The 21,887-nt window shown below is 35.0% G+C and carries 19 protein-coding genes and 1 riboswitch; of the genes, 3 read left to right on the top strand and 16 right to left on the bottom strand.

The window, feature by feature from the left end; genetic code table 11:
* Positions 1 to 161: 161 nt before the first annotated feature.
* The 4 genes from thrB to D2K40_RS12970 all read right to left on the bottom strand — a co-directional run bounded on the left by thrB (position 162) and on the right by D2K40_RS12970 (position 4,444).
* Entirely contained in the window at positions 162 to 1,049 is an 888-nt protein-coding gene (gene thrB / locus D2K40_RS12985) for a homoserine kinase (protein WP_117156641.1), read from the bottom strand.
* Positions 1,046 to 2,107 (bottom strand): threonine synthase, encoded by a 1,062-nt coding sequence (gene thrC, locus D2K40_RS12980; protein WP_117156638.1) that lies wholly within the window; start codon positions 2,105 to 2,107, stop codon positions 1,046 to 1,048. Before thrC ends, thrB begins: the two co-directional genes overlap by 4 nt.
* A gap of 2 nt (positions 2,108 to 2,109) precedes the next feature.
* Positions 2,110 to 3,402: a homoserine dehydrogenase gene (locus D2K40_RS12975; RefSeq protein ID WP_117156636.1), complete on the bottom strand. Its 1,293-nt coding sequence runs from the start codon at positions 3,400 to 3,402 to the stop codon at positions 2,110 to 2,112.
* A gap of 118 nt (positions 3,403 to 3,520) precedes the next feature.
* Complete coding sequence (locus tag D2K40_RS12970) at positions 3,521 to 4,444, bottom strand: protein kinase family protein (protein ID WP_117156634.1); 924 nt, start codon at positions 4,442 to 4,444, stop codon at positions 3,521 to 3,523.
* A 186-nt stretch (positions 4,445 to 4,630) separates the two neighbouring features.
* On the opposite strand from D2K40_RS12970, the gene D2K40_RS12965 reads away from it, so the two are divergent.
* On the top strand, positions 4,631 to 5,140 hold the full coding sequence (locus D2K40_RS12965) for a phosphatidylglycerophosphatase A family protein (RefSeq protein ID WP_117156685.1): 510 nt from the start codon (positions 4,631 to 4,633) through the stop codon (positions 5,138 to 5,140).
* A gap of 65 nt (positions 5,141 to 5,205) precedes the next feature.
* Here D2K40_RS12965 and D2K40_RS12960 read toward each other — a convergent pair whose 3' ends face one another.
* The 5 genes from D2K40_RS12960 to cyoE all read right to left on the bottom strand — a co-directional run bounded on the left by D2K40_RS12960 (position 5,206) and on the right by cyoE (position 10,048).
* The gene (locus tag D2K40_RS12960) at positions 5,206 to 5,577 is read right to left on the bottom strand and encodes a YbaN family protein (protein ID WP_229666732.1); all 372 of its coding nucleotides are present in this window, start codon (positions 5,575 to 5,577) and stop codon (positions 5,206 to 5,208) included.
* Between the two features lie 80 nt (positions 5,578 to 5,657).
* Positions 5,658 to 6,371, bottom strand: coding sequence for a Crp/Fnr family transcriptional regulator (locus D2K40_RS12955; RefSeq protein ID WP_117156632.1), 714 nt, complete (start codon positions 6,369 to 6,371; stop codon positions 5,658 to 5,660).
* Between the two features lie 156 nt (positions 6,372 to 6,527).
* The gene (locus tag D2K40_RS12950; RefSeq protein WP_117156630.1) at positions 6,528 to 8,402 is read right to left on the bottom strand and encodes a heavy metal translocating P-type ATPase; all 1,875 of its coding nucleotides are present in this window, start codon (positions 8,400 to 8,402) and stop codon (positions 6,528 to 6,530) included.
* Positions 8,403 to 8,691: 289 nt separating this feature from the next.
* Complete coding sequence (locus D2K40_RS12945; RefSeq protein WP_117156628.1) at positions 8,692 to 8,913, bottom strand: heavy-metal-associated domain-containing protein; 222 nt, start codon at positions 8,911 to 8,913, stop codon at positions 8,692 to 8,694.
* A gap of 220 nt (positions 8,914 to 9,133) precedes the next feature.
* A complete protein-coding gene (cyoE, locus tag D2K40_RS12940) occupies positions 9,134 to 10,048 on the bottom strand; it encodes a heme o synthase (protein ID WP_117156626.1) in 915 nt (304 codons plus the stop codon).
* Positions 10,049 to 10,289: 241 nt separating this feature from the next.
* Between cyoE and D2K40_RS12935 the strand changes: the two genes are divergently transcribed.
* Positions 10,290 to 11,852 carry a hypothetical protein gene (locus tag D2K40_RS12935; protein WP_117156624.1) on the top strand — a complete coding sequence of 521 codons (1,563 nt, stop codon included), beginning with the start codon at positions 10,290 to 10,292 and terminating at the stop codon, positions 11,850 to 11,852.
* Positions 11,853 to 12,532: 680 nt separating this feature from the next.
* Here D2K40_RS12935 and D2K40_RS12930 read toward each other — a convergent pair.
* A complete protein-coding gene (locus D2K40_RS12930; RefSeq protein ID WP_117156622.1) occupies positions 12,533 to 12,808 on the bottom strand; it encodes a YutD family protein in 276 nt (91 codons plus the stop codon).
* Between the two features lie 247 nt (positions 12,809 to 13,055).
* Here D2K40_RS12930 and D2K40_RS12925 point away from each other — a divergent pair, with 247 nt between their 5' ends.
* A complete protein-coding gene (locus D2K40_RS12925; protein WP_117156620.1) occupies positions 13,056 to 14,012 on the top strand; it encodes a M23 family metallopeptidase in 957 nt (318 codons plus the stop codon).
* Between the two features lie 46 nt (positions 14,013 to 14,058).
* On the opposite strand, the gene D2K40_RS12920 is transcribed toward D2K40_RS12925, so the two are convergent.
* The 6 genes from D2K40_RS12920 to D2K40_RS12895 all read right to left on the bottom strand — a co-directional run bounded on the left by D2K40_RS12920 (position 14,059) and on the right by D2K40_RS12895 (position 21,295).
* A complete protein-coding gene (locus D2K40_RS12920) occupies positions 14,059 to 14,157 on the bottom strand; it encodes a methionine/alanine import family NSS transporter small subunit (protein WP_117156618.1) in 99 nt (32 codons plus the stop codon).
* A gap of 33 nt (positions 14,158 to 14,190) precedes the next feature.
* Positions 14,191 to 15,660 (bottom strand): sodium-dependent transporter, encoded by a 1,470-nt coding sequence (locus D2K40_RS12915; RefSeq protein ID WP_117156616.1) that lies wholly within the window; start codon positions 15,658 to 15,660, stop codon positions 14,191 to 14,193.
* Positions 15,661 to 15,917: 257 nt separating this feature from the next.
* Positions 15,918 to 17,474: a Na+/H+ antiporter NhaC family protein gene (locus D2K40_RS12910; protein ID WP_117156614.1), complete on the bottom strand. Its 1,557-nt coding sequence runs from the start codon at positions 17,472 to 17,474 to the stop codon at positions 15,918 to 15,920.
* A gap of 163 nt (positions 17,475 to 17,637) precedes the next feature.
* A riboswitch (Lysine riboswitch) is annotated at positions 17,638 to 17,812 on the bottom strand.
* A gap of 69 nt (positions 17,813 to 17,881) precedes the next feature.
* Entirely contained in the window at positions 17,882 to 18,655 is a 774-nt protein-coding gene (yunB, locus tag D2K40_RS12905) for a sporulation protein YunB (RefSeq protein ID WP_229666734.1), read from the bottom strand.
* Between the two features lie 60 nt (positions 18,656 to 18,715).
* Positions 18,716 to 19,795, bottom strand: a complete 1,080-nt coding sequence (locus D2K40_RS12900; protein WP_117156612.1) for an HD-GYP domain-containing protein — start codon at positions 19,793 to 19,795, stop codon at positions 18,716 to 18,718.
* Between the two features lie 111 nt (positions 19,796 to 19,906).
* A complete protein-coding gene (locus D2K40_RS12895; protein WP_117156609.1) occupies positions 19,907 to 21,295 on the bottom strand; it encodes a bifunctional metallophosphatase/5'-nucleotidase in 1,389 nt (462 codons plus the stop codon).
* Positions 21,296 to 21,887: the final 592 nt, after the last annotated feature.

The raw sequence follows: 21,887 nt of genomic DNA, 5'->3' as shown, positions 1-21,887 counted from the left end.
AGGGAGCCGATTTCGCTTGAGGAGCGGGTCCGAAAATTCTTTTTACAACGGAGCCTATTGGGTTGGTAATTTGTTACTAGTTATTGCGGATTTTATCTCAACTCCGTATATTAAAAAATAACAAAAAACCTTTCAACATTTATCATGCTGAAAGGTTTTTATTATAACTTGGTTGTAATTACTCCTCGATTCTCTACTTCTAATGGTAACCAGTTTAGCTTTGGGAAAATAGTTTGCCAGTCTGCTAATTTACGTTCAATCACTTCTTTTGATGTTAAAGCAATTAACGTTGGCCCAGCCCCGCTCAAAAATGTTCCATAAACTTCTTCATCTAAGAGTTCAACTATTTTATCATAATGTGGTACAAGTTTTTTTCGATAGGGTTGGTGAAAATGATCTTTTCTCATCATATTACCTAAAGTAATCCAATCCCCCCGACAAATAGCTGCAACACTAACATTTGCTACACTACTCGCCTGAACACTCTCTTTATAGGAGAATGACTTAGGTAAAACAGCCCTAGCTTCTTTCGTCTTTAATTCGAAGTCAGGAATAATCGCTAAAAAAACCAAATCATGGATCGGGACATGAATCCAATCAACCTCTTGATCGTAATGTCCAATTACACAGCCTCCTAATAAAGACGGTGCTACATTATCTGGATGCCCCTCAATTGCCGTAGCTATCTCCAATTTTTCCTCTTTTGATAGATTAAGATCGAGCAAGCAGACAGCTAACTCGATTCCAGCAATTATTGCTGTTGCACTGCTTCCCAACCCACGCGTCAATGGAATGTTACTCGTCATTTCCACATTACATGCTGGAAGATCAAGATAACCAAATTGTTTCGCCGTTTGTAACGCAATTTGGTATATTAAGTTTCCCTCATCACGCGGCAACTCGTCCATCCCTTCAGATAATGGAACAAAACGCCACTTTTCTGATAGGTCAACTTTTAATGAGAGGTATAAATTTAAAGCTACACCAACCGAATCAAAACCAGCACCTAAATTAGCTGTCGTTGCCGGAACTTTAATAAGCCAACTCATTCCTGTCCACTACCTAAAATAACATTCATTACTGTTTCCTCTTCGTTTGGTAGAACACGAGGCTTTATTTCATTATAATCAATTGCTGTATTAGGGTCTTTTAATCCATTCCCTGTTAAGACACAAACAACTTTTGAACCCTTCGCCACCTTACCTTCTTCTAACGCTTTAAATAATCCAGCAACAGAGGCGTTTGAAGCTGGCTCTGCGAAAATTCCTTCGTTTCCAGCCATCCATTGATATGCAGCAATCATTTGTTTATCAGTAATTTCATCAATTGTACCACCCGACTCTTCTCTAGCCTTTATAGCTTTATCCCAGCTTGCAGGGTTTCCAATTCGTATTGCTGTACCAACTGTTTCAGGATTTTCAAAAACACGATCATGCACAATTGGAGCAGCTCCACTTGCTTGATAGCCCATCATTTTTGGTAAGCCAGTTTGTTTTTCTTCGTTATATTCTTTAAAACCTTTCCAATACGCCGTAATATTACCAGCATTCCCAACTGGTATAAAAAGATAATCAGGAGCATGTCCTAATACATCACATACCTCAAATGCACCAGTTTTCTGTCCTTCAATACGATATGGATTAACAGAGTTAACTAAAGTAATACCATCTTGTTCGCCTAATTTGCGAACTATCCGTAATGCATCATCAAAGTTACCTTCAATCGAATAAATTTCTGCACCATACATCACTGCTTGTGCTAATTTCCCTTGGGCAATTTTCCCCTCAGGAATAACAATGATGCAACGTAAACCTGCTCTTGCAGCGTATGCAGCAGCAGATGCCGACGTATTACCAGTTGACGCACAAATCACCGCTTGTGCGCCCTCTTCAATTGCTTTTGCCATTGCCATTACCATACCACGATCTTTAAATGAACCGGTTGGGTTAATGCCCTCAACTTTTGCATATGCTTCAATATCATATTTTTTAGATAAGTTTTCTAGTTTGATTAAAGGCGTGTTTCCTTCATGCAAACTGACTGGTGGTGTTTTTTCTCCTACAGGTAAATATTCTTTATAGTGTTTTAATAACCCTTCCCAAGCCATTTTTATTCCTCCCCATCTACTCGATAATGACTTATTAATCGTCTAACTACATCTAATTCTTCTAATTGAGCTAAACTTTTTAATAATTGTCCTCTACTTATCTTATGTGTAACCATTACAATTTCAGCTGTTCCCTCTTCTTCCCCAGGTAACTGTAAGATCTTCGCAAAACTAACTGCATGATTTGAAAATACATTTGTTATCTCTTGAAAAGTACCAGCTTTGTCGTTTACTTCTAGTCTTATAAAGTTTCTTGTGAATTTTTCATTATCATCTTTTAATAAACGTTCAAACTGTGGATCAACATAGGTATTACCACTACTACCAAGACGAATGTTTTTAACTACTTCCATTAAATCTGAAACAATAGCTGTAGCAGTAGGTAGACTTCCTGCACCTGGTCCATAAAACATTGTTTCCCCAACAGATTCCCCATGTACATATACCGCATTAAATTCATTTTTCACTAGAGCTAATGGATGATCTTTAGGTAACAATGTTGGCTCTACACTAACCTCTGCCTTTCCTTCGTGAATGGAAGCAATACCAATTAATTTAATCGTATATCCTAAACTTTCCGCAAAATTTATATCTTCTTGCGTAATATCTCTGATACCAGTAACATCAACATCTTCTAAATGAAGCTCCATTTTAAATGCTAAATTAGCTAATAGGGTCATTTTTCTTGCAGCATCAAGGCCTTCCACATCTGAAGTAGGGTCTGCTTCAGCAAATCCTAGTGCTTGTGCTTCTTGCAAAACTTGATCAAAAGGGAGACCTTCATCAGTCATCTTTGTCATGATATAGTTTGTTGTACCATTAACAATACCCATGATTTTTTCAATGTGGTCAGAAGCAAGACCATCAGATAAAGAACGTATAATAGGAATACCACCTGCAACACTAGCATCATAGAGGATGTCACACTTATTCGCTTTAGCTAACCGTAATAGCTTTTGTCCATGTACGGCCATTAAATCCTTGTTAGCTGTTACAATGTGCTTTTTGTTGTTCAACGCACGTTCTAATAATTTATTGGTATCCTCAATACCACCCATTACTTCGATAATAACGTCTATATCTTTATTATCAACAAGTTCATCAGGATTTGTTGTCAGCCATGCCCGATCAATTACAACATCTCTAGGTTTATCTAGGTCATTTACTAAAATTTTCTCAATTTCAATTTCACACCCTAATTTGTGTTTGATCTGTTCCTGATGGTTCTCTAATACATTTACAACCCCTGTTCCAACAGTACCTAGTCCACATAAACCAACATGTATTTTTTGCAAATTATACGCCTCCCCTTGTATTTTTTAAAAGTACATTTGTTTATCTATAATGGACATTATACCGTTCGACACATACATATTCAAGAAACAATTGCCTAAAATTTCTGAAAAAATAGAATTACCAGTCTAAAAACGGTATTTCGTTTTGATTTGGGTCAATTCCAACCATATGATAAAAACTTTTCAGTCCTTTTTCATAGTTTACTTGCTTTTCTAATAAGTCTTTATAGCGAAAATATGTCTCCTCACTGTCAACTTGGTGTTTGGCTTTATCAATAAAATCAAATAGATGAATTGGACATAATAACCGTGCAAATAAGATTCGCCAACTAAATACCGATAAAGGTCGGACTTTCTCATAATCATCTAAAAACGATCGAATATACTGATTCTTTTTCTCATTATTGTCTAGTAAAAAAGGGCGAATATATTCTGCTAAATCTCGAGAAGGATGATCATAAAAAAACTGATCAGAAAAAATAAAGTAGTGTTCTAATTGGTTCCGGTATCGTTGGAATGTAATACAAGCTTGATCAGGGCGATCAAAACGTCTTTCCAGGTTTGCTTCTTGAACGTACTGGATTGCATTTTCAGTTAAGCCAATAAGATATGGAAAGGTATCGATAAACAAACGAAGATAACGTGAAGCAGGTCGAACTTCTAACTGTGTCTGGTAATATGCCTCAAATCCCGCTAATTTCTCTTCCCAAAGTGATTGCCACAGACCATAGGTTGAAATATAGTTCGGCGTGTATGGATATAATGCACCCGTTTGATGGAAATGCGCTAGTTGTTCACCATGAGACAACTTCATTTGTGAACTTTGGTTGGCTTGTAAAACGATATAGTGTTTGTCATTTTCAGTAGTTATCCATTGTTCTTGTTGATTTTGAATAACTTTTGCTACTTGTCGATATCCATTTTCAATTAAAAAGTCTGCACACCAATTATGTTCTAAATGAATTACCTCCACTTGCTCCGTTGGCGCAATAAAATAGTACTGATCACCTATTTGGTATCCTTGATAATTGTCAACCTCCACAGGTTTACCATTAAAATTTGCAATGTAATGTTGTATAATAGAAATAGCAATTACCTCCCTTTCTTTTACTCCTTATTTTATTCTATGTAAACAAAAAGGCGGATTGAACAAAAAGAGTTAGATGGTTTAATGGTTTAAACGATGGGTATAGTATTAGAAGAGACTATAAAGATTGGATGGGATCATATGAGTGAAGGAAAATACAAAACTGACTTGGAAAAAAAGGCACGAGAATGGTTAATAGAACGTGGTGTAACCGTTGATGACATAGCAGATCTTGTTTATTACTTACAAAGTAAATACCATGAGGAATTGTTAATGGAAGATTGTATACACAATGTTAACAAAGTGTTAGGAAAGCGCGAAGTACAAAATGCTATATTGACTGGAATTCAACTTGATGTTCTTGCAGAGCAAAAACAATTGGTTTCTCCGCTTCAAGAAACAATTGAAGTTGATGAAAGCTTATACGGTATTGATGAAGTTATTGCTTTGTCCATTGTGAACGTTTATGGTTCTATCGGCTTTACGAACTATGGATATATCGATAAACAAAAACCAGGTATCCTAGAAAAGTTAAACGATAAATCAACAGGACAATGCCATACATTCTTAGATGATATTGTTGGTGCAATTGCAGCTGCTGCTTCTAGTAGATTAGCACACTCCGCTGCAAATGATGAAAATTTAGATTAAATTAAGAATTTTACACAAAAGAAGCTAACTCTCTTTACTAAAGGGAATTAGCTTCTTTTATGTTGTTAACTTAAAGGATTTGCAGTCTTTCTTGAGAGAATAAAAATGGTCACGCTAGTAGCAATCACTAATAACAAAATTTTAACAAGTACTATTGGTACAAGAAATAAAGTCGAAAGAGTAATCGTGATCCATAGCATAGAAATAGCTATGATTTTCATTTTTAAAGGAATACCTTGTCCATTTTGATATTGCTTAATATAGTTTCCGAATACACGGTTATTTAACAACCACTGATAAAGCCTTTCTGATGATTTACCATAACAAAAGGCAGTTATTAAAAGGAAAGGTGTTGTTGGCAGTAGTGGTAGGATAATTCCTAAAACACCTAAAACGAGCGCTATACTTCCACCACTAATATACAAACCTTTTTTCACAACTATCACCATCTCATCTATATGCATTTATTAGCAAATTTTTTAATTGCTAAATTTCATATAATTAAGAGTATAACGTATTAGATAAGTAGTAGTCCATCTAAATCCAGAATTTGAATCTTTTTATGTTGTTTTTGTTTAATATAACCTTGCTCTTCCAAGGTTGCTAATTTACGACTAATAGTTTCAGGTGTTGTACCCAAGTAAGCAGCTAAATCTTTCTTACTCAGTGGAAGAACAAATTCATAATTGTCGTCATCTTCACTAACACAATCAGCTAAAAAAAGTGCAAGTCTTGTTTCTACTTTTTCTGTTGCAAAACGCGTTGTTTGTATTTCCGCTTCATCCAGTCTATTTGAAAATTCACTTAAAATTTTCAATGATATTGTTGGATATTTTAACAAAAATGCCTGTAAATCATCCCGTTTCATTACACATATCTCCGTATCATGTATTGCTTCAGCGTATGATTCATGCTTCTCTTCTTTAAACAACGCGAGCTCACCTGTAAAATCTCCCGGATTCAACATGCGTACAAGTTGCTCCTTTCCTGACTGTGACAAACGGTAAATTCTAACTTTTCCTTTGTTAACAATATAAAGAGAGTCAGCTTCGTCATCCGCATGATAGATATGCTCACCTTTTTTATACGCGACCGATCTTACCGTAACCATAATTTCATTCATTTGTTCATCTTCTAAATGATTAAAAATAGGAACTGCTCCAACGCAACCTTTATGGGAATGATCACCGTGTTGACAATGTTCATTCTCACTTATTTTATTTTTTGTCATTTTTACACTCCCATCTAACTATATTTTATCGCTAACATCACAATTAATAGACTTACAACGGTCATGAGTATAAGTGAAGGAATAGTAAGCCCTCACTTATACTGTTAATTAATCTACTTCTAACACTAACAAAAAGCACATCATCCTTCTATTATATTATACTTTTGAAAAGTCTTTTTTAGGCTTAAACTTAATTAATCTCATTGCATTTAAGATAACAAGTAATACACTTGCTTCGTGAATAAACATGCCTGATGCCAATTTAACAGACCCCATTAATACACCTGCTAATAAGACAAAGACAATTCCTACTGCGAAAAAGGTATTTTGTTTCATGTTTCGAATTGTAGCTTTTGCTAGGGAATAAGCATGAGAAAATTGCATCAGTTTATCAGCCATTAAGACAACATCTGCTGTTTCCATCGAAACATCTGTACCACCTTCTCCCATTGCTAATCCAATATCAGCTGTCGCTATTGCTGGTGCATCGTTGATTCCATCCCCCGCCATTGCAACAACGTGCCCCGTCTCTTTTAACTTCTTCACAAACTCTACTTTATTTTCAGGTAATAATTCAGCGTAAAATTCATCTATTCCAAGTTTATTCGCAACTAATTCAGCTGTGTGTCTATTGTCCCCCGTTAACATTACAATTTTCTTGATACCTGTTTTTCTCATTTGCTCTAATGCTTTAGGTGCATCTTCACGAATTTGATCTGCAATGGCAAGTATGCCAACTACCTGTTCATCAACAGCTGCAAAAATTGCTGTGTTTCCCGCTTTTTCACGATCAACAGCATAGTCTCTTGCTTCTTTTGGGATTTTGATGTCATTTAACTTCAATAATTTGTTCGTACCGACAGTAATTATGTGACCTTCAACACTACCGCGTATTCCATTTCCTTTGATAATCTCACCATCTGTCACTTCACTAGTTAATTTTATGCCATCTGATTGTGCTTTTTTTACGATCGTTTGACCTAGATGGTGTTCTGAGATTGTTTCTGCTTGCGCTACCAATCTTAATAATTCTATTTGATCTTGACTTCCAAATGTCTTGATATCTGTTACTTCAGGTTTCCCTTTTGTTAGCGTACCTGTTTTATCAAATACAAGTGTATCCACTTTAGAGAATTTATCCATCACTTCTCCACCCTTAACAAGTACACCATTTTTCGCGCCATTACCAATGCCAGCAACATTTGATACCGGAGCACCAATAACTAATGCACCTGGACACGCAACAACTAAGAAAGTAATGGCTAAATGAAGATCTCTGGTAATAAGATAAACACCAAGTGACAATACCACAACCGCTGGAGTATATACATTTGCGAACTTATCTAAAAATTTCTCCGCTTTTGATTTTGATTCTTGTGCTTCTTCTACAAGCTCAATAATTTTAGCAAACGTTGTATCATCTCCAACCTTTTCAGCGACAATCTCAACATAACCGCTATCTAAAATCGTACCACTAAAAACTTGATCATCCATTTCTTTATTAGCTGGCGTACTTTCTCCGGTTACTGCTGCTTCATTTAAAGTAGCTTTACCCGTAACAATACTGCCATCAACAGGAATTTTTCCACCAGAGCGAATAATCACACGGTCTCCTTCCAAAACTTCTTCAACAGGTAAAACTACTTGTTCTCCATTTCGAATTACCGTTGCTTCCTGTGGTGCCATATCTACTAAATCCTTTAAAGATGAACGCGTCTTTTCTAAAGTGCGTGCTTCTAAATAAGCTCCAAATAAAAATAAGAAAGTAACAACAGCTGATTCTACATACTCCCCAATATACAATGCACCGATTACAGCAATTGAAACTAATAGCTCTATACTAAATGCTTTCATCCGCAATGCCTGGTATGCTTTTATGAAAATAGGTACACTGGCAATCACTGTTGCGGTAATAAGTGCACCATCTTTCATAAAACTACTACCATATAAACCTGCTACAAAGCCAAATACAATTAAAATGGCTGACATGGCTGTAATATGATTCTTATGTTTGTTAATATGTTGAATCATTTTAATTCCTCCTTATTAAACTTACTTTTGATGAATCAAGTTTTCTTTACTAATGCTTTTGCATTTTAGAAATCGATGTTTAATTTATCCCTTCATTTATATCTCAATAATAAGACGTTTTCTATAATTAATAATTGATTAAAATCAAGTTTGAGTAATTGATCTTAATTTCTTTTAATTCACACTAAAAAAGGCATAGAGATAAGTGTACTCTCTACGCCTTTTTAAAATATATAAAAAGAAGATAGTCTTATTATGAGACCATCCCCTATATTATCATCAGATGAACTTAAGATACTTTAGCTGATAGTACTGGATAACCTAATTTGCTAATTGTTTCTTCTAATTTCTCTGCGTCTATTTGTGTTTCATCATATTCTGTTTTTACCTTGCTTGCATTAAACAATACTTTTGCTGTATCTACCCCTGAAGTCTTATTTAATGTTGATTCAATTTTTTTAATACATGAAGGACATGTCAAGGCTTCTAATTGAAATACTGCTTTTTTCATTTTTAACTTCCTCCTTGTTAATTGGTATAACTTTATTGTAATCGTATTGTCGATAAAATAAATTGACCTATATCAAGTTTAGGGAGAAAAGTTCAAGAAAAACATGACTTATTTTAAAAGTACATACAAAAAACTCGGATATATTGTATCCGAGTTTTTTGTAGATGAACCTTGAATTTATATTTATCTAAGTATTTTAAAAGCTTCTTTAGCACTAGTTTTATATTGTCGCAAACATCATTCCAATAAAAAGAAACATAATATAATTTACGGAAAAGAGGAATATACGATTTGCCCACTTTTTCTCATTGCTTGAATAGAACCCAACAGAGGTTAAAACAAGGCCAGTCACTGCCATTAAGATTGCAAAGATCATAAAAGGTAATCCTAGTGAATAAAACAAAAATGAAACTGGAATCAAACTAGCTATATAAAATACAATATGGTTTTTCGCAACCCTAATACCATGTATAACAGGAAGCATTTTTACGCCTGCCAACTTATATTCTTCTCTTTTTTTGATTGCAATCGCATAGGTGTGAGGCATTTGCCAAACGAATAAGATAAGTGCCATTGCAATTGGAATCACATCTAGTGTTGGAGCAATTGCTGACCAACCAATCAATGGTGTCACTGCTCCTGAAATACTACCCACAATAGTGTTCCAAGTGTATTTTCTTTTTGTCCAAATGGTATATAAAATAACATATGTGAACCAACCAATAAAACCATATATAGTAGTTTCTAACGTAGTAAAAGCTAATAATGAAAAACCAAGTATACTAAGTACTACACCAGTTCTAAATACTGTTCTTAGTGAAAAATTGCCTGTAACAGTTGGGCGATGCTTCGTACGCTGCATCATTGTATCAATATCTGCATCAAACCAATTATTTAATACTAGTGCACCAGCCATTAATAATATACTCCCTAAAAGCGTGAGTACAATTATAGCCAGATTATCTGTCATATTTGCCCCCGTAAATTGCATTGCCAACACCAATCCAGTTAATACCGGTAATACATTCGATAGCAATACAAGCCCTTTGAGTAATGCTTTTATATCAACTACCATTTGTTTAATATATGACTTACTAACAGACTGATTTGTTAATGTTGTGGAAGTATTTTTCATCTTCTAACCTCCGAATTGATAATACTTATCGTATTTATTATAACATGTTAGAAGGATTAAGTTGTGTCAAATGAAATTGACAAATACGTTATTTTCAGTTAAGTAGATTAATATACTTAGACATGAATCTTGAATATACAGATATACTAGCTTTCAAATAATTCTTTATTGAACTAACAGTAAATGGTATCATTAACTAAAAAAGAACCCAATTCTTTTCGTTTTGGTGAGGAGAAACCATATGTTTATTAAAAAAAGATTATATTGGCTTATACCATTTTTACTCATACTACTCGCAATAGGACTTGTTTTTCATAAAAATCTTTTGGAAGTAACAGAACCTCCAGAGGATAATTGGAGTCGTGCGATTTCAATTGGAAAATCGAGTATTAATGCCTACCCAACTATTGAAAAAGAAGAAGATGGTTCGATATCATTAACACATTTTAAAGATAAAGCATTAGCCAAGACTACCTATAATGACTCATTTAATGAAGTAAATAATGCTACATACCCTCATGTTCCGGTTGATAAGTGGACTCAATTATACACTGGTGAAGAGCAACTATATTATTTCGATTATAATAGTATCTATAATCAAGACGGCAATGAAGTAGTAGCTAATGTTGATGCATTATACCCATTACAAAACCATCTGCTTTACCTTAAAGCAAATGAAATTTTTGAGTTCAATGAAACAACACAGGAAGTAGTAAAATTGTTTACGTTGGAGGGTGGCTTTGATAAAACAATACCTTTTCAAACTTCTGCTGGAATTATGATACTACAATATCAAACTAGTGGTGACTATATTGTACAACTTCAGGAGCTAAATCAGTCGGGAAATATTGTGATTTTCACTGAAAACTTAGAATTGAATTATACAGAAACAATCGAAGAAGTAGCATTAGCAGATAAAAGTAATGGGCAAATTTCAATCTTAATTAAAACCGAACAGAAAAATGCTAGTGGGGTAACAGATAATCAACGCTTTTATTTATTGGAACATAACCGCGAAAGTGGGGAAGTCACAAAAGATATGCTCACCTTTTCTGATCCAAAAAGGGAAACAAACTTATCAAGTATTGGTGATATTTCTATTAATTACCGAAATGAGCACCTTACCTTCTTATTTACTGCAAAAGGAGCTAGCCGAACTAAATATCGAACCGCATCAGCCTTTAATATATACCAGGCGACACGAATAAATGATGAAATGATTGTACAGCGGAGAAGTAATACTGCTGGTTTGTCAGCTAAACCGCAGTGGATAGATAACCAGACGGTTGCCTGGATTGATCGTAAATCAGGAGAAAATACAATTTTTCTTTCATCTGACCAATCCAATTATATTGCTTATGCAGATCAAATTACAGAGGATGATTTTTTAGCTATACTGGGTAAAACAATGGGAATGTATGCTGGAGCCTTTTTCACATTTATTTTTGCTGGACACTGGTATCTCTGGCCGATCGGATTACTTGCTATCTTGTTAATCACTCGAAAGTCATTAGTTGATCGTAATCCCAATTGGGTGCTTTACCTTTGTATTGGAGTGTACATGGCTGCATGTTATCTGACACTAGATAATTTCTTCATTGCTAATATATACTATTCAGCACCAAATTATTTAACTTTCACTGGAAGTAGTTACATTTATACAACTTTATTTGCATTTATTGCCTTCATTATTGCAAAGAATGGTGCCAAACAACATGAATGGCATATTTCAATGGAACTTTTTTATTTTGTAGCTATTCATACTCTATTACTAATGGCATTTTTTGGACCTTATCTTATTTAGAAAGCAGTTCCTTAAAATTACCTAAGAAAAACCGGGCAAACACCGCCCGGTACTTTTTAAACGCTTTTTTCTAAAGGATCGTAGTTTATGACACATTTTATATAAACTACGCAATATCCTTCCACCCCGCTCAGTCTGTGATTAGTAACGTAAGTTACCGCTTCTCAAATGAAATTGACTCCCTTTCCGCAGGCACGGCTTCAGCTAACTCGGATAAGCAAAGAGCGCTTTCCGAGTGGATCTTCAGCTCGCGCTGTTCCTGCAGGAGTGTCATTTGATCCGCTGGTAATGCACATGAATTAAGTTGGATGTAGAATGCTTCATTTAACTGCCTTAGCAAAGGAAAAAAGATACGCCAACTAGCGAAGGAAGCAAATGGATGACACTCTAGTGGGAACAGCTCAAGTCGAAGATCCACTCGGAGGCGTTTTTTGCCTCCGAGTTAGCTGAGACTGAGCCCACGGAAAGGGAATCCATTTGCTGACGTAGCGAGTTAGTAACTCACATTACTAGTTATTGCACTTTTTATATCAAGTCCGAATATTTACAAGCAACTATGTTTACGAAAAGAGCCTTTTATCATTCACTTTCAAATCTTATAAATGCTCTTAACCCTTGGTACATCAGCTTAAAAATTATACTTTCCTACAAGATTACAAAAAACGCATCGATCATCATTTTTATTGATCGATGCGTTTTATAATAAAGTAAGCACAGCCAAAATTACAATATTCATACAAGTAATCATCTATAGTACTAATTTTTGTATCAAAGCTTGCTTTAGGGTTCTGGTTATCGTAAAAACCTTTTAAACGTAACTGTTCATAACCCCAATCCCCAACGATGTAATCATACTTAGTTAATATTTCGCTGTAGCGTCCCTCTAATGCTTCTTGTTGAAATCCATCTTTCACATTCTCTGTGATTTCATATTTTTGACCAACAATTTCAATCATCCTGATATCTCCTCTATAAAAAATTCAAATGTACATGTGCGTAATTATATATTGGTTTTATTTTATCATATCTTACCTTCAATGCACTAGCTATACAATCTCTCCATAACAATTATACACATGAACCGTCCATTTCTCAGGTTTGATCTTTATTTTTTCGATAAGATAGGCTTGATTTTCCATTTATTATTTAACTACATTTGTACAAACTAATTATACACAATCACGTTATTAGGAGGTGAGCGTCATGATAAAAAGAGTGTTTCCAATCTTTTTGTTTTTATTTTTTTGTCACAGTCAACAGATGTTAGCCGAAACAACAGATGACATCTTGAAAGCAAAAATGGCATTATATAAAAAAACAGAAGCTGTTACGCAAGTTCCTTGGTATTATTTAGCTGCAATTAATCAATATGAGAAAAACATTCAAAAAAATGCAGATACGGAAAAATTAGTATTCATCACTATACCAGAAGAGCAATGGTTTGGTATTGCTAATCCAAGTAAAAATACAAATAGCAATATTATTGGTCTCTTTGAGGGTATTGGAAAAGACGGGAATGGAGATCAACAAGCTGATCCTACAGATGATGAAGATGTGTTATACTCTATGGCAAATCTTATCGCAAAACAAGGCACATCAAAACAAGATATTAAAATTGCGTTATGGGATTATTATCAACGAGCTTTAACTGTTCAATCTATTTCACAAATAGCAAAGGTTTATCAAACATTTGAAACGATAAACTTGCTTGACAGTGATTTCCCTATCCCCTTACACCATAATTATAGTTACCGAAATACATGGGGGGACGCCCGTGGCTTTGGTGGTAGACGTATTCATGAAGGTACAGATATTTTTGCAAATTACGGTACACCTGTTAAAGCAACGAGATACGGCGTGGTTGAGATAATGGGCTGGAATAGATTTGGAGGATGGCGTATTGGTATTCGTGATATTTATAGCAACTACCATTATTATGCACATTTAAACGGCTTTTCAGATGATTTAAAAGTTGGAGACGTGGTAAAGCCGGGGGATGTTATTGCATCAGTTGGTGCCACAGGATATGGGCCTCCAGGAACATCTGGAAAATTCCCTCCTCACCTTCATTATGGAATGTACAAAGATAATGGGTACAGTGAATGGTCTTTTGACCCTTATCCTTATTTGCGCAGATGGGAAAAAGAAGCTAGAAAATAAATAACAAAAACCCTCACTAATGCAGTGAGGGTTTAATCTACCTATTTTATTTTGAAGCTTTAACAGCATACGTTATACTTGCTGCTAAACCTCCCCATATAACAACGACACCAACAATTAACATTGTAATAGCAGCTCCAGACATATGTCCGTCACTCCTTTCTATTCGTTATTTTTACTATTCGTTTGGCCATTTTTTAGTTGTCATTAAAGCACCAAAGAACATTGCACCAATTGCAACTACCCAACCAAAATTAAATAAGAAGTCAATTGGATAATCTCCATAGTTATTTGCAATATCATTACTTAAGTTTTGAAGCATCATATAACCAAGTACAGCTGGGGTAATGAATGTCAAACAGAATCTCCACCAATACCCAAGCTTGATGTCAGAAACATCATTCGCATAGTTTTGCAAATCTTTTAATGAACGTGCAAACCAAGCAATCGCTACAACTTCAAATAAACCTGCTAATGCAACACCATAATTATTGATAAAGTAATCAACCGTATCTAGTAAATTCAAACCACCTTGATTAGCAAAGAATAAGGAGGCAACTGCTGCAATTCCGCCACCAATTGCAACTGCTAAACCACGTGAAATGTTAAACTTCTCTTGAATACCTGCAATGTATGTTTCTGAAATAGAAATTAAGGATGATAAACCAGCTAACACTAATGAAGCAAAGAATAAAAATCCAAATAATCCAGATGCAGGCATTTGACTAATAATCTCAGGAAATACCATAAATGCAAGACCAACACCGCCACGGGCTACCTCAGAAACAGCAACACCTGCTTGATTTGCCATAAACCCTAGTGCGGCAAATACACCGATACCAGCTAACAGTTCAAATGATGAGTTTGCAAAGCCTGTAATAAATGCATTGTTTGTAATATCTGATTTCTTCGGTAAATAAGAAGCATAAGTAATCATAATTGCGAATGCTATTGATAAACTGAAGAATATTTGTCCATAAGCCGCTACCCATACAGATCCATCTAAAATTGTGGACCAATCTGGAGCAAAGAACGCCTCAAGTCCGTCTACCGCACCCGGTAATGTTATAGCTCGAATAACAATAATAATAAAGATAATAGCTAATAATGGGATAAATATTTTGTTTGCAACCTCAATACCTTTTTTAATGCCTCGACCAAGAATTAAGAAAACTACAGCCCAAATTGCTAGTAATGGGAATAATACAGCTGGAACCATCGAACCAAATGTACCTGCATCTGCTAATTGCAAAAAGTCCCCTACGAAGAAGCCAGTTGGGTCGTCTCCCCAACTTTGTCCAAATGAGAAGTAAGCATACATAGCTGCCCAAGCAACAATAATCGGATAGTAAGCTGAAATAATAAACGAAATACCTATCTGCCACCAACCAATCCATTCCATACCTTTACTAACACGTTTAAATGAACGTGGAGCAGAACTGCGATATTTATGCCCAATTGTATATTCCATAATCAATAGTGGAATACCTGCTGTTAAAAGCGCAAACAAGTAAGGTATGAAGAACGCACCTCCACCGTTATCAAATGCTGTTGCAGGGAATCGCCAAATGTTTCCTAAACCAATTGCAGACCCCATCGCTGCAAGTAAAAAACCTAAGCGCGTTCCCCATTGTGAACGATTTTCCATCATTAACTCTCCTCTCAAAAATTGATACATTCTTAATAGAAGTAACTACTTAAATATTGCAGAAAACATTACTTCTCACTAATATAAATAGAATGTTTCAAATTTTTATTTTTTTCTGATATTTATTGATTATAACGAGACAACTTACTTATGTCAAAGGAATATTTGTGAATATTTTTAGAAAATTTAGAAAATAAGCAAAAAAAGAAAAGCAAATCAATCTTAATTGATTCGCTTCTCTCATTGTTAAACTATAATTAATCGTTTTTGTTTTTCATTATCATAATTAGCAAAGATGCAATTATAGCAATAATCACTAAAGTTACTGGCAACGCGATTATAACGTTACCTGTTAAACCGAATACCCAGTAACCAATCCCCGTTGCAAATGCACTAATAAATGCATAAGGTAACTGTGTTAAAACGTGATCGATATGGTTCGCTCCTGCTCCAGTAGATGATAATATTGTTGTATCAGAAATAGGAGAACAGTGATCACCGAAAACAGAACCTGCCAGAACAGCAGCCATTGCAGGCAATACTAAATTTACGTCTGATACTACCGCAATTTGCGCAGCGATTGGTAACATAATTCCAAACGTTCCCCAAGAAGTACCTGTTGCTAAAGCCATGAAACCAGCTACCAAAAACAATATTAATGGAAGGTAATTCACATTAATTGCTGCTTTTTCAACAACTTCTGCTAAATAACCACCCGTATCCAAACTACTAATAATTGAACCGATCATCCAAGCTAAAATTAAAATATAAATTGCAGGTAACATTGATCGGATTCCTTCTAAATATACTGTACCAAAATTAGTCTTAGGTTCCGATTGAAAAACATAAAGAAGTGTTGCAATAATAACCGCTAATAAACCACCTACAAAAAGAGATAAGTTTACATTAGTATTAGCAAAAACAGTTAAAATTGTAGCATCTTCACTAGAGCCCATATATCCAGTCACTATCATTGCTACAATAGTTCCAATTACTAAAGTTCCAATTGGAATTAATAGATGCATAATCTTTCCTTTTTCATGAGCACTGATATTATTTTTAAGCTCACCAGCGACATTTCCTTTTTCTTCATCAACTAATTTGCCAGTATCAACTGCTCTTGTTTCATGCTTTCTCATTGGGCCGATATTAATATTAAATATTGCTACAAAGAAAACAAGTAGCATTGCTGCAAAAGCATAGAAATTTAATGGAATCATCTTAACAAATGCTTCAAGTGGTTGATACTCAGTAATACCGTTTGCTACAAATATCGCACCAATTGTACCAATAATATATGCTCCCCAACTTGAAATAGGTGTAATTACTGTAATAGGTGCTGATGTAGAATCAATAAAATAGGCCAATTTTGCACGTGATACTTTATAGCGATCCGTTACAGGTCGAGCCACTTGGCCAACTGATAAACTATTAAAATAATCATCAATAAAAATTAGTATCCCTAAAAAGGATGGCACTAATTGTGCACCTCGTCGTGTTTTAACCTTACGAATGGCCCAATCTCCAAAGGCCTTACTTCCACCAGACGCGGTCATAAATGCGGTTGTAATCCCTAATAACAATAAAAAGGATAATAAATATAAACTCCCAATACTCCAGCCATCTTCTACACTATAGAAAATAGTTAAGAATACCTCACCAACTTCTTGTATGCTAGCCAGTACATTAAAATTATGAAGCATTAAAGCTCCTACAATAATTCCAGTTCCTAATGATAGTAAGACTTTTCTTGTCAACAAAACAAGTACTAACATTAAGACAGCAGGAATTAAGGAATAAATCGTTCCTTCCATTTTCCAACCTCCAAAAAATTTATTTGATTGAAAAAGTAGTCCAACGATCCTAGTCAAGGATTGTATCTCTTAGGAAAATGAGCATAAAAAAACAGTAATAGAAAATAACCTATTACTGTTTTTTTATAAGAATCTATAAAATAAACGTTGTGTTATCCTCCGTTCGATCAACAGCTCATCACGTAAAAGACATGACAGTAGATTCTTTATTCAAGAATATACCAATAAGTTAGCAACGACCATTGCACACTTACTTCGGCAACCTAACCCTTTCACCCATTATCTTCATGGTCAGCTCCAATGGGTTACTGATTTTAGGTTGCGCCTCTATCTCATCGATCCTGAAAAGGTCACTTTATTCTTTTTCCTAAATAGTTTACCAAGCTATCTAATTTATTGCAAGGATTCTATCGGATTGGGATTGCTACATTGTCATTATTACCGTTTCCATTATTGTAATATTGTGGTACATCACCATTATATCCACCACTTCCAATTGGAATTTCCTGTTCGATTCTTGCAGTCTTAGATCCAAATGGAATAACTGTCCGAATTTCTACCTCTATAAAAACAACTGGTTCAATATGCACCGTGTTAATACTGACATTGCTAATAGTCGTTTTCACTTCTGTATTTACATAACCAATTAGTTCCAATTTAACAGGAATTTTAGGTCCTAAATTTGCTAGTAAAGGTAAATTTAATACTTGACCAAGAGGAATTTCAATTAAATTTGATTTTTCTTGCACCGCTTCTATAGAAGTCTGTTCCTCTGCTTCAATATCTACATCTAAAGGAGCACTTGTATCAGGTACAACACCTTGCTCTAATTGATCAAGATAATTTTCCACTCGATATCGAATGTTGCGCTGCACTTTATTTTCCATAGCTGCATTAATATGATAACTAGTAACTTGGCCGCTTTCATCATATTGAAATTCAATTAAATCTTCTACTTCTAGATCCTCATTTAATTTTTTATTAACTGCAATACCCATCGCAATATTCGCATATTGGATATTTTTTGTTTCAGCAATTTCTAATAAAATAGGCTTTATTCCTTTATTAACAATAACAATACTTACCATCGTTGCGATCACAAATAAAATAGTTGTAATAAACATAAGTTGCCTGATGGAAGGTGGTGTTCGGCGCCGTTTATTAATTGATCTTTTCCACACAAAAATCCCCCCTAAAAAACAATATGCTGTTTAATAGGAGGTTAGTATAATAATCTATTTTTAAATATCATATTTAACAATTGTTACATCTAGAACATGTGCTAAATCAAGTTCATATGGTGTAACTTCAGAACCTTCTTCTTTAATAACCCTAACAATAGGTCGTTCATACAAAGGGCTATTTTGTTTTACAACAACCGCTGTACGTTTGTCGCTTAATTCTACTGTCACACCATTTGGATAAACCGCAATTGTCTTACGAAAAGTCCGAACCATATCTTGATCAAAAAGTGTACCGCTACCCGCATATAATATATCCAAACCTTCCTGAGGTAGCATCGCATCACGATATACCCGATTGCTAGTTACAGCATCAAACACATCAGCAACACCTAGTATTTTTCCAAAAGGATGAATTTCATTTGATGCTATACCCCTTGGATAGCCTGAACCGTCCAATCGTTCATGATGTTGAAAAGCACAATGCGCAACTAACAAAGGAATAGAAGAAGATTTACGCAAGAATTCAAACCCTTTCTCAGGGTGGGTTTGAATAATTTGAAATTCTTCATTCGTTAACTTTCCTTCTTTATTTAATACTTTGTCTGGAATAAATACTTTCCCTACATCATGTAGCATTGCTCCAAGGCCAAGTGTTTTTATTTTTTTTGTTGGTAAATTCATTTCATTAGCAAGTGCTAAGGCATATATTGTGACATTAACAGAATGAGAAAAAACGTAATCATCACTAATCAAAATATCAGACATAATGGAGAGTACTTCCTCATCTTGCTGTAACTGTGTCATCATTGTGTCTACCATATTTGACATTTTTGCACTTGTTTGCTCAAATAAGAGTGCTTTTTTTCCAAAACCCTGCTTTTGATAGGTCGAAAACGATTCTTTTACCGATTGAATTGCTTCTATTCGTAGATCTTCAGAAATTGGGGAATTAATTATAATATCATCAGTTAGACTATCTCTAATATATACATATGTAACTCCCAATTCTTTCAATCGTTGAATCATAAATGCTGTTAACTTTATATTTTTTTGAATTAAGATTTTCCCTTTGTCGTTATATATTGGTTTAGCAAGTTCGGTTCCTTCTTTAATTGCCCTTGTCGTGACTAGTCTCATTACGATCTCCTAACCATTACAAAATCTTTCTTATAGTATTTAAATAATATCAGATTCTCAACATATTTTCTACAAAACATGACAAGTTCTAAATTTCATGAGGCAATACTACTATTTTGACTTCATTACTTTCAACAGAAGATCACGTATAAACTCCGGCATATAAAATTTTTTAAATTTAGAACGAGCAATTTCTGGAAAAATATGACCAAATGTAAACATGTCCGCAGTAGCGAGCTTGTAACTCTTATCTGGTTGAATCGGTATACCTTTCCATGACATTGATAGAATCCGCTCTTCCCCATCATTATCTATCTCAGTTTTTATGTCTATTCCAGCATATATCATTTTTCCAATTACTTTTCCACGAAAGCCAAAGCCTTGCAGTTCTAACTCCTTAAATGACTTAGTTAAACTCGCACGAACCACCTCTACCAATTCCTGACCTTGTAATTCAACGACACATGGATTAATTGGGTGCGGACAAATACGGTGGATATCTGCATAAGTAACTGGACCAACAGGAAGTGAGTCTAACAATAATCCAGCATTTAACATTGCAATATCAGCTTTTGTCCATTCTAACAATATTTCTGTCAGCCTACGTATTAATACTGTTTCCTCGAACCACTTAACAGGTAACGGCTCAGCTATTGTTGTAACACGTTGATCTAGCAACTCGAAAGCCTCTTTCTCCTGTTGCTTAATCAATTTTTTTGCTTCACGATCTTCTTCTAAATGATCTATTTGCGTAGCATAAGCTTGTTTATTCTTTAACTGATGTAATTGATGATCCCATGTAAGAATAATTTCACCAACAAAATGACCAAATTTACCAGATGCAGTTAAGAGCGACTGATTGCGATATTCTCCATCTCGAAATAAGTGATGCGTATGACCTCCAACGATTACATCAATATCAGGATACATATCAGCAATAGATTCATCTTCATTTATCCCCAGATGAGATAATAGCACTATAATGTCAGATTGGCTTTTTAGAGTTGATAACTCACGCTCTAATGCAATTAATGGATCCTCTACCTTCCACCCCAACGGATCATAAAATGTATGGAATGGTGCGGTTAGACCAATTACGCCTATTTTAATCCCTGAAGCAGTTTGCAAGTGGTCAGTTGGCTTAAGCCAGTCAGGATTCGCTCCATCAGAACTCGTTAAGTTAGCACATACTATTGAGAAATTTGCTTCATCATATAAGTGGTATAAATCTTTATGTTCTAATGTAATTCCTTCATTATTTCCTAATGTAGCTATGTTATATTTTGCTTGATTAAGTAATGCCACATTCCCTTTTCCTAATAACGCCTCAGTTGTTGGGTGTACACGGTCCATGTGGTCACCATTATCTAATAACCAGAAAGTTTGGTTTTCCAATTTTCGTTCAGCTTTTTTGTCATTTAAAAAACGTGTGATCTTAGGCCAGTTTTCGAAATGACTATGTAAATCACTTGTATAATATAAAAATATATCTTCAGTCATTGTATAAACCCCTTCATTACGTAAATCATGTAACAGATTTAACACCCATTATATTTACACTCTTCTTATGTTAACACTTCTCACCAAAAAAACTGAAATTATCTACATATTGACGTAATATATATAGAATGCGTATTAAAAAGAGTCTTTAGACCCGCTTCTCAAATGAAATTGACTCCCTTTCCGTGGGCACGGCTTCAGCTAACTCGGATAAGCAAAGGGCACTTTCCGAGTGGATCTTCAGCTCGTGCTGTTCCCACAGGAGTGTCGCCAATTTCATTTGATACGCTAGATAGTCTAAAATATATAATAGATTACAGCCTGTTTTAACTGCAGAAAAGCTTGTTGATTGTTAGTAAATAAATCAAAATCAGTTCTTCTAACTAGCGCAGGAAGCAAATGGATGAGACTCCAGAGGTCCGACAAGGACGATTTTAACCTGTGGTCCTACCGTTTCAAGTCGAAATCGAGTAGGAGGGGCTTCACAGCCCCGACCTCTCACACCACCGTACGTACGGATCCGTATACGGCGGTTCAACCTTTTGAGTATCTTATCTGGTAGAGGATGTTCATATCCTTAAGTCCCCATTTC

The sequence above is a fragment of the Paraliobacillus quinghaiensis genome, assembly GCF_003426025.1.
GTDB classification, from domain to species: Bacteria; Bacillota; Bacilli; order Bacillales; family Amphibacillaceae; genus Paraliobacillus_A; species Paraliobacillus_A quinghaiensis.
The sequence above is the reverse complement of the archived record's forward strand: the minus strand, read 5'-3'. Positions and strand labels throughout refer to the sequence as shown.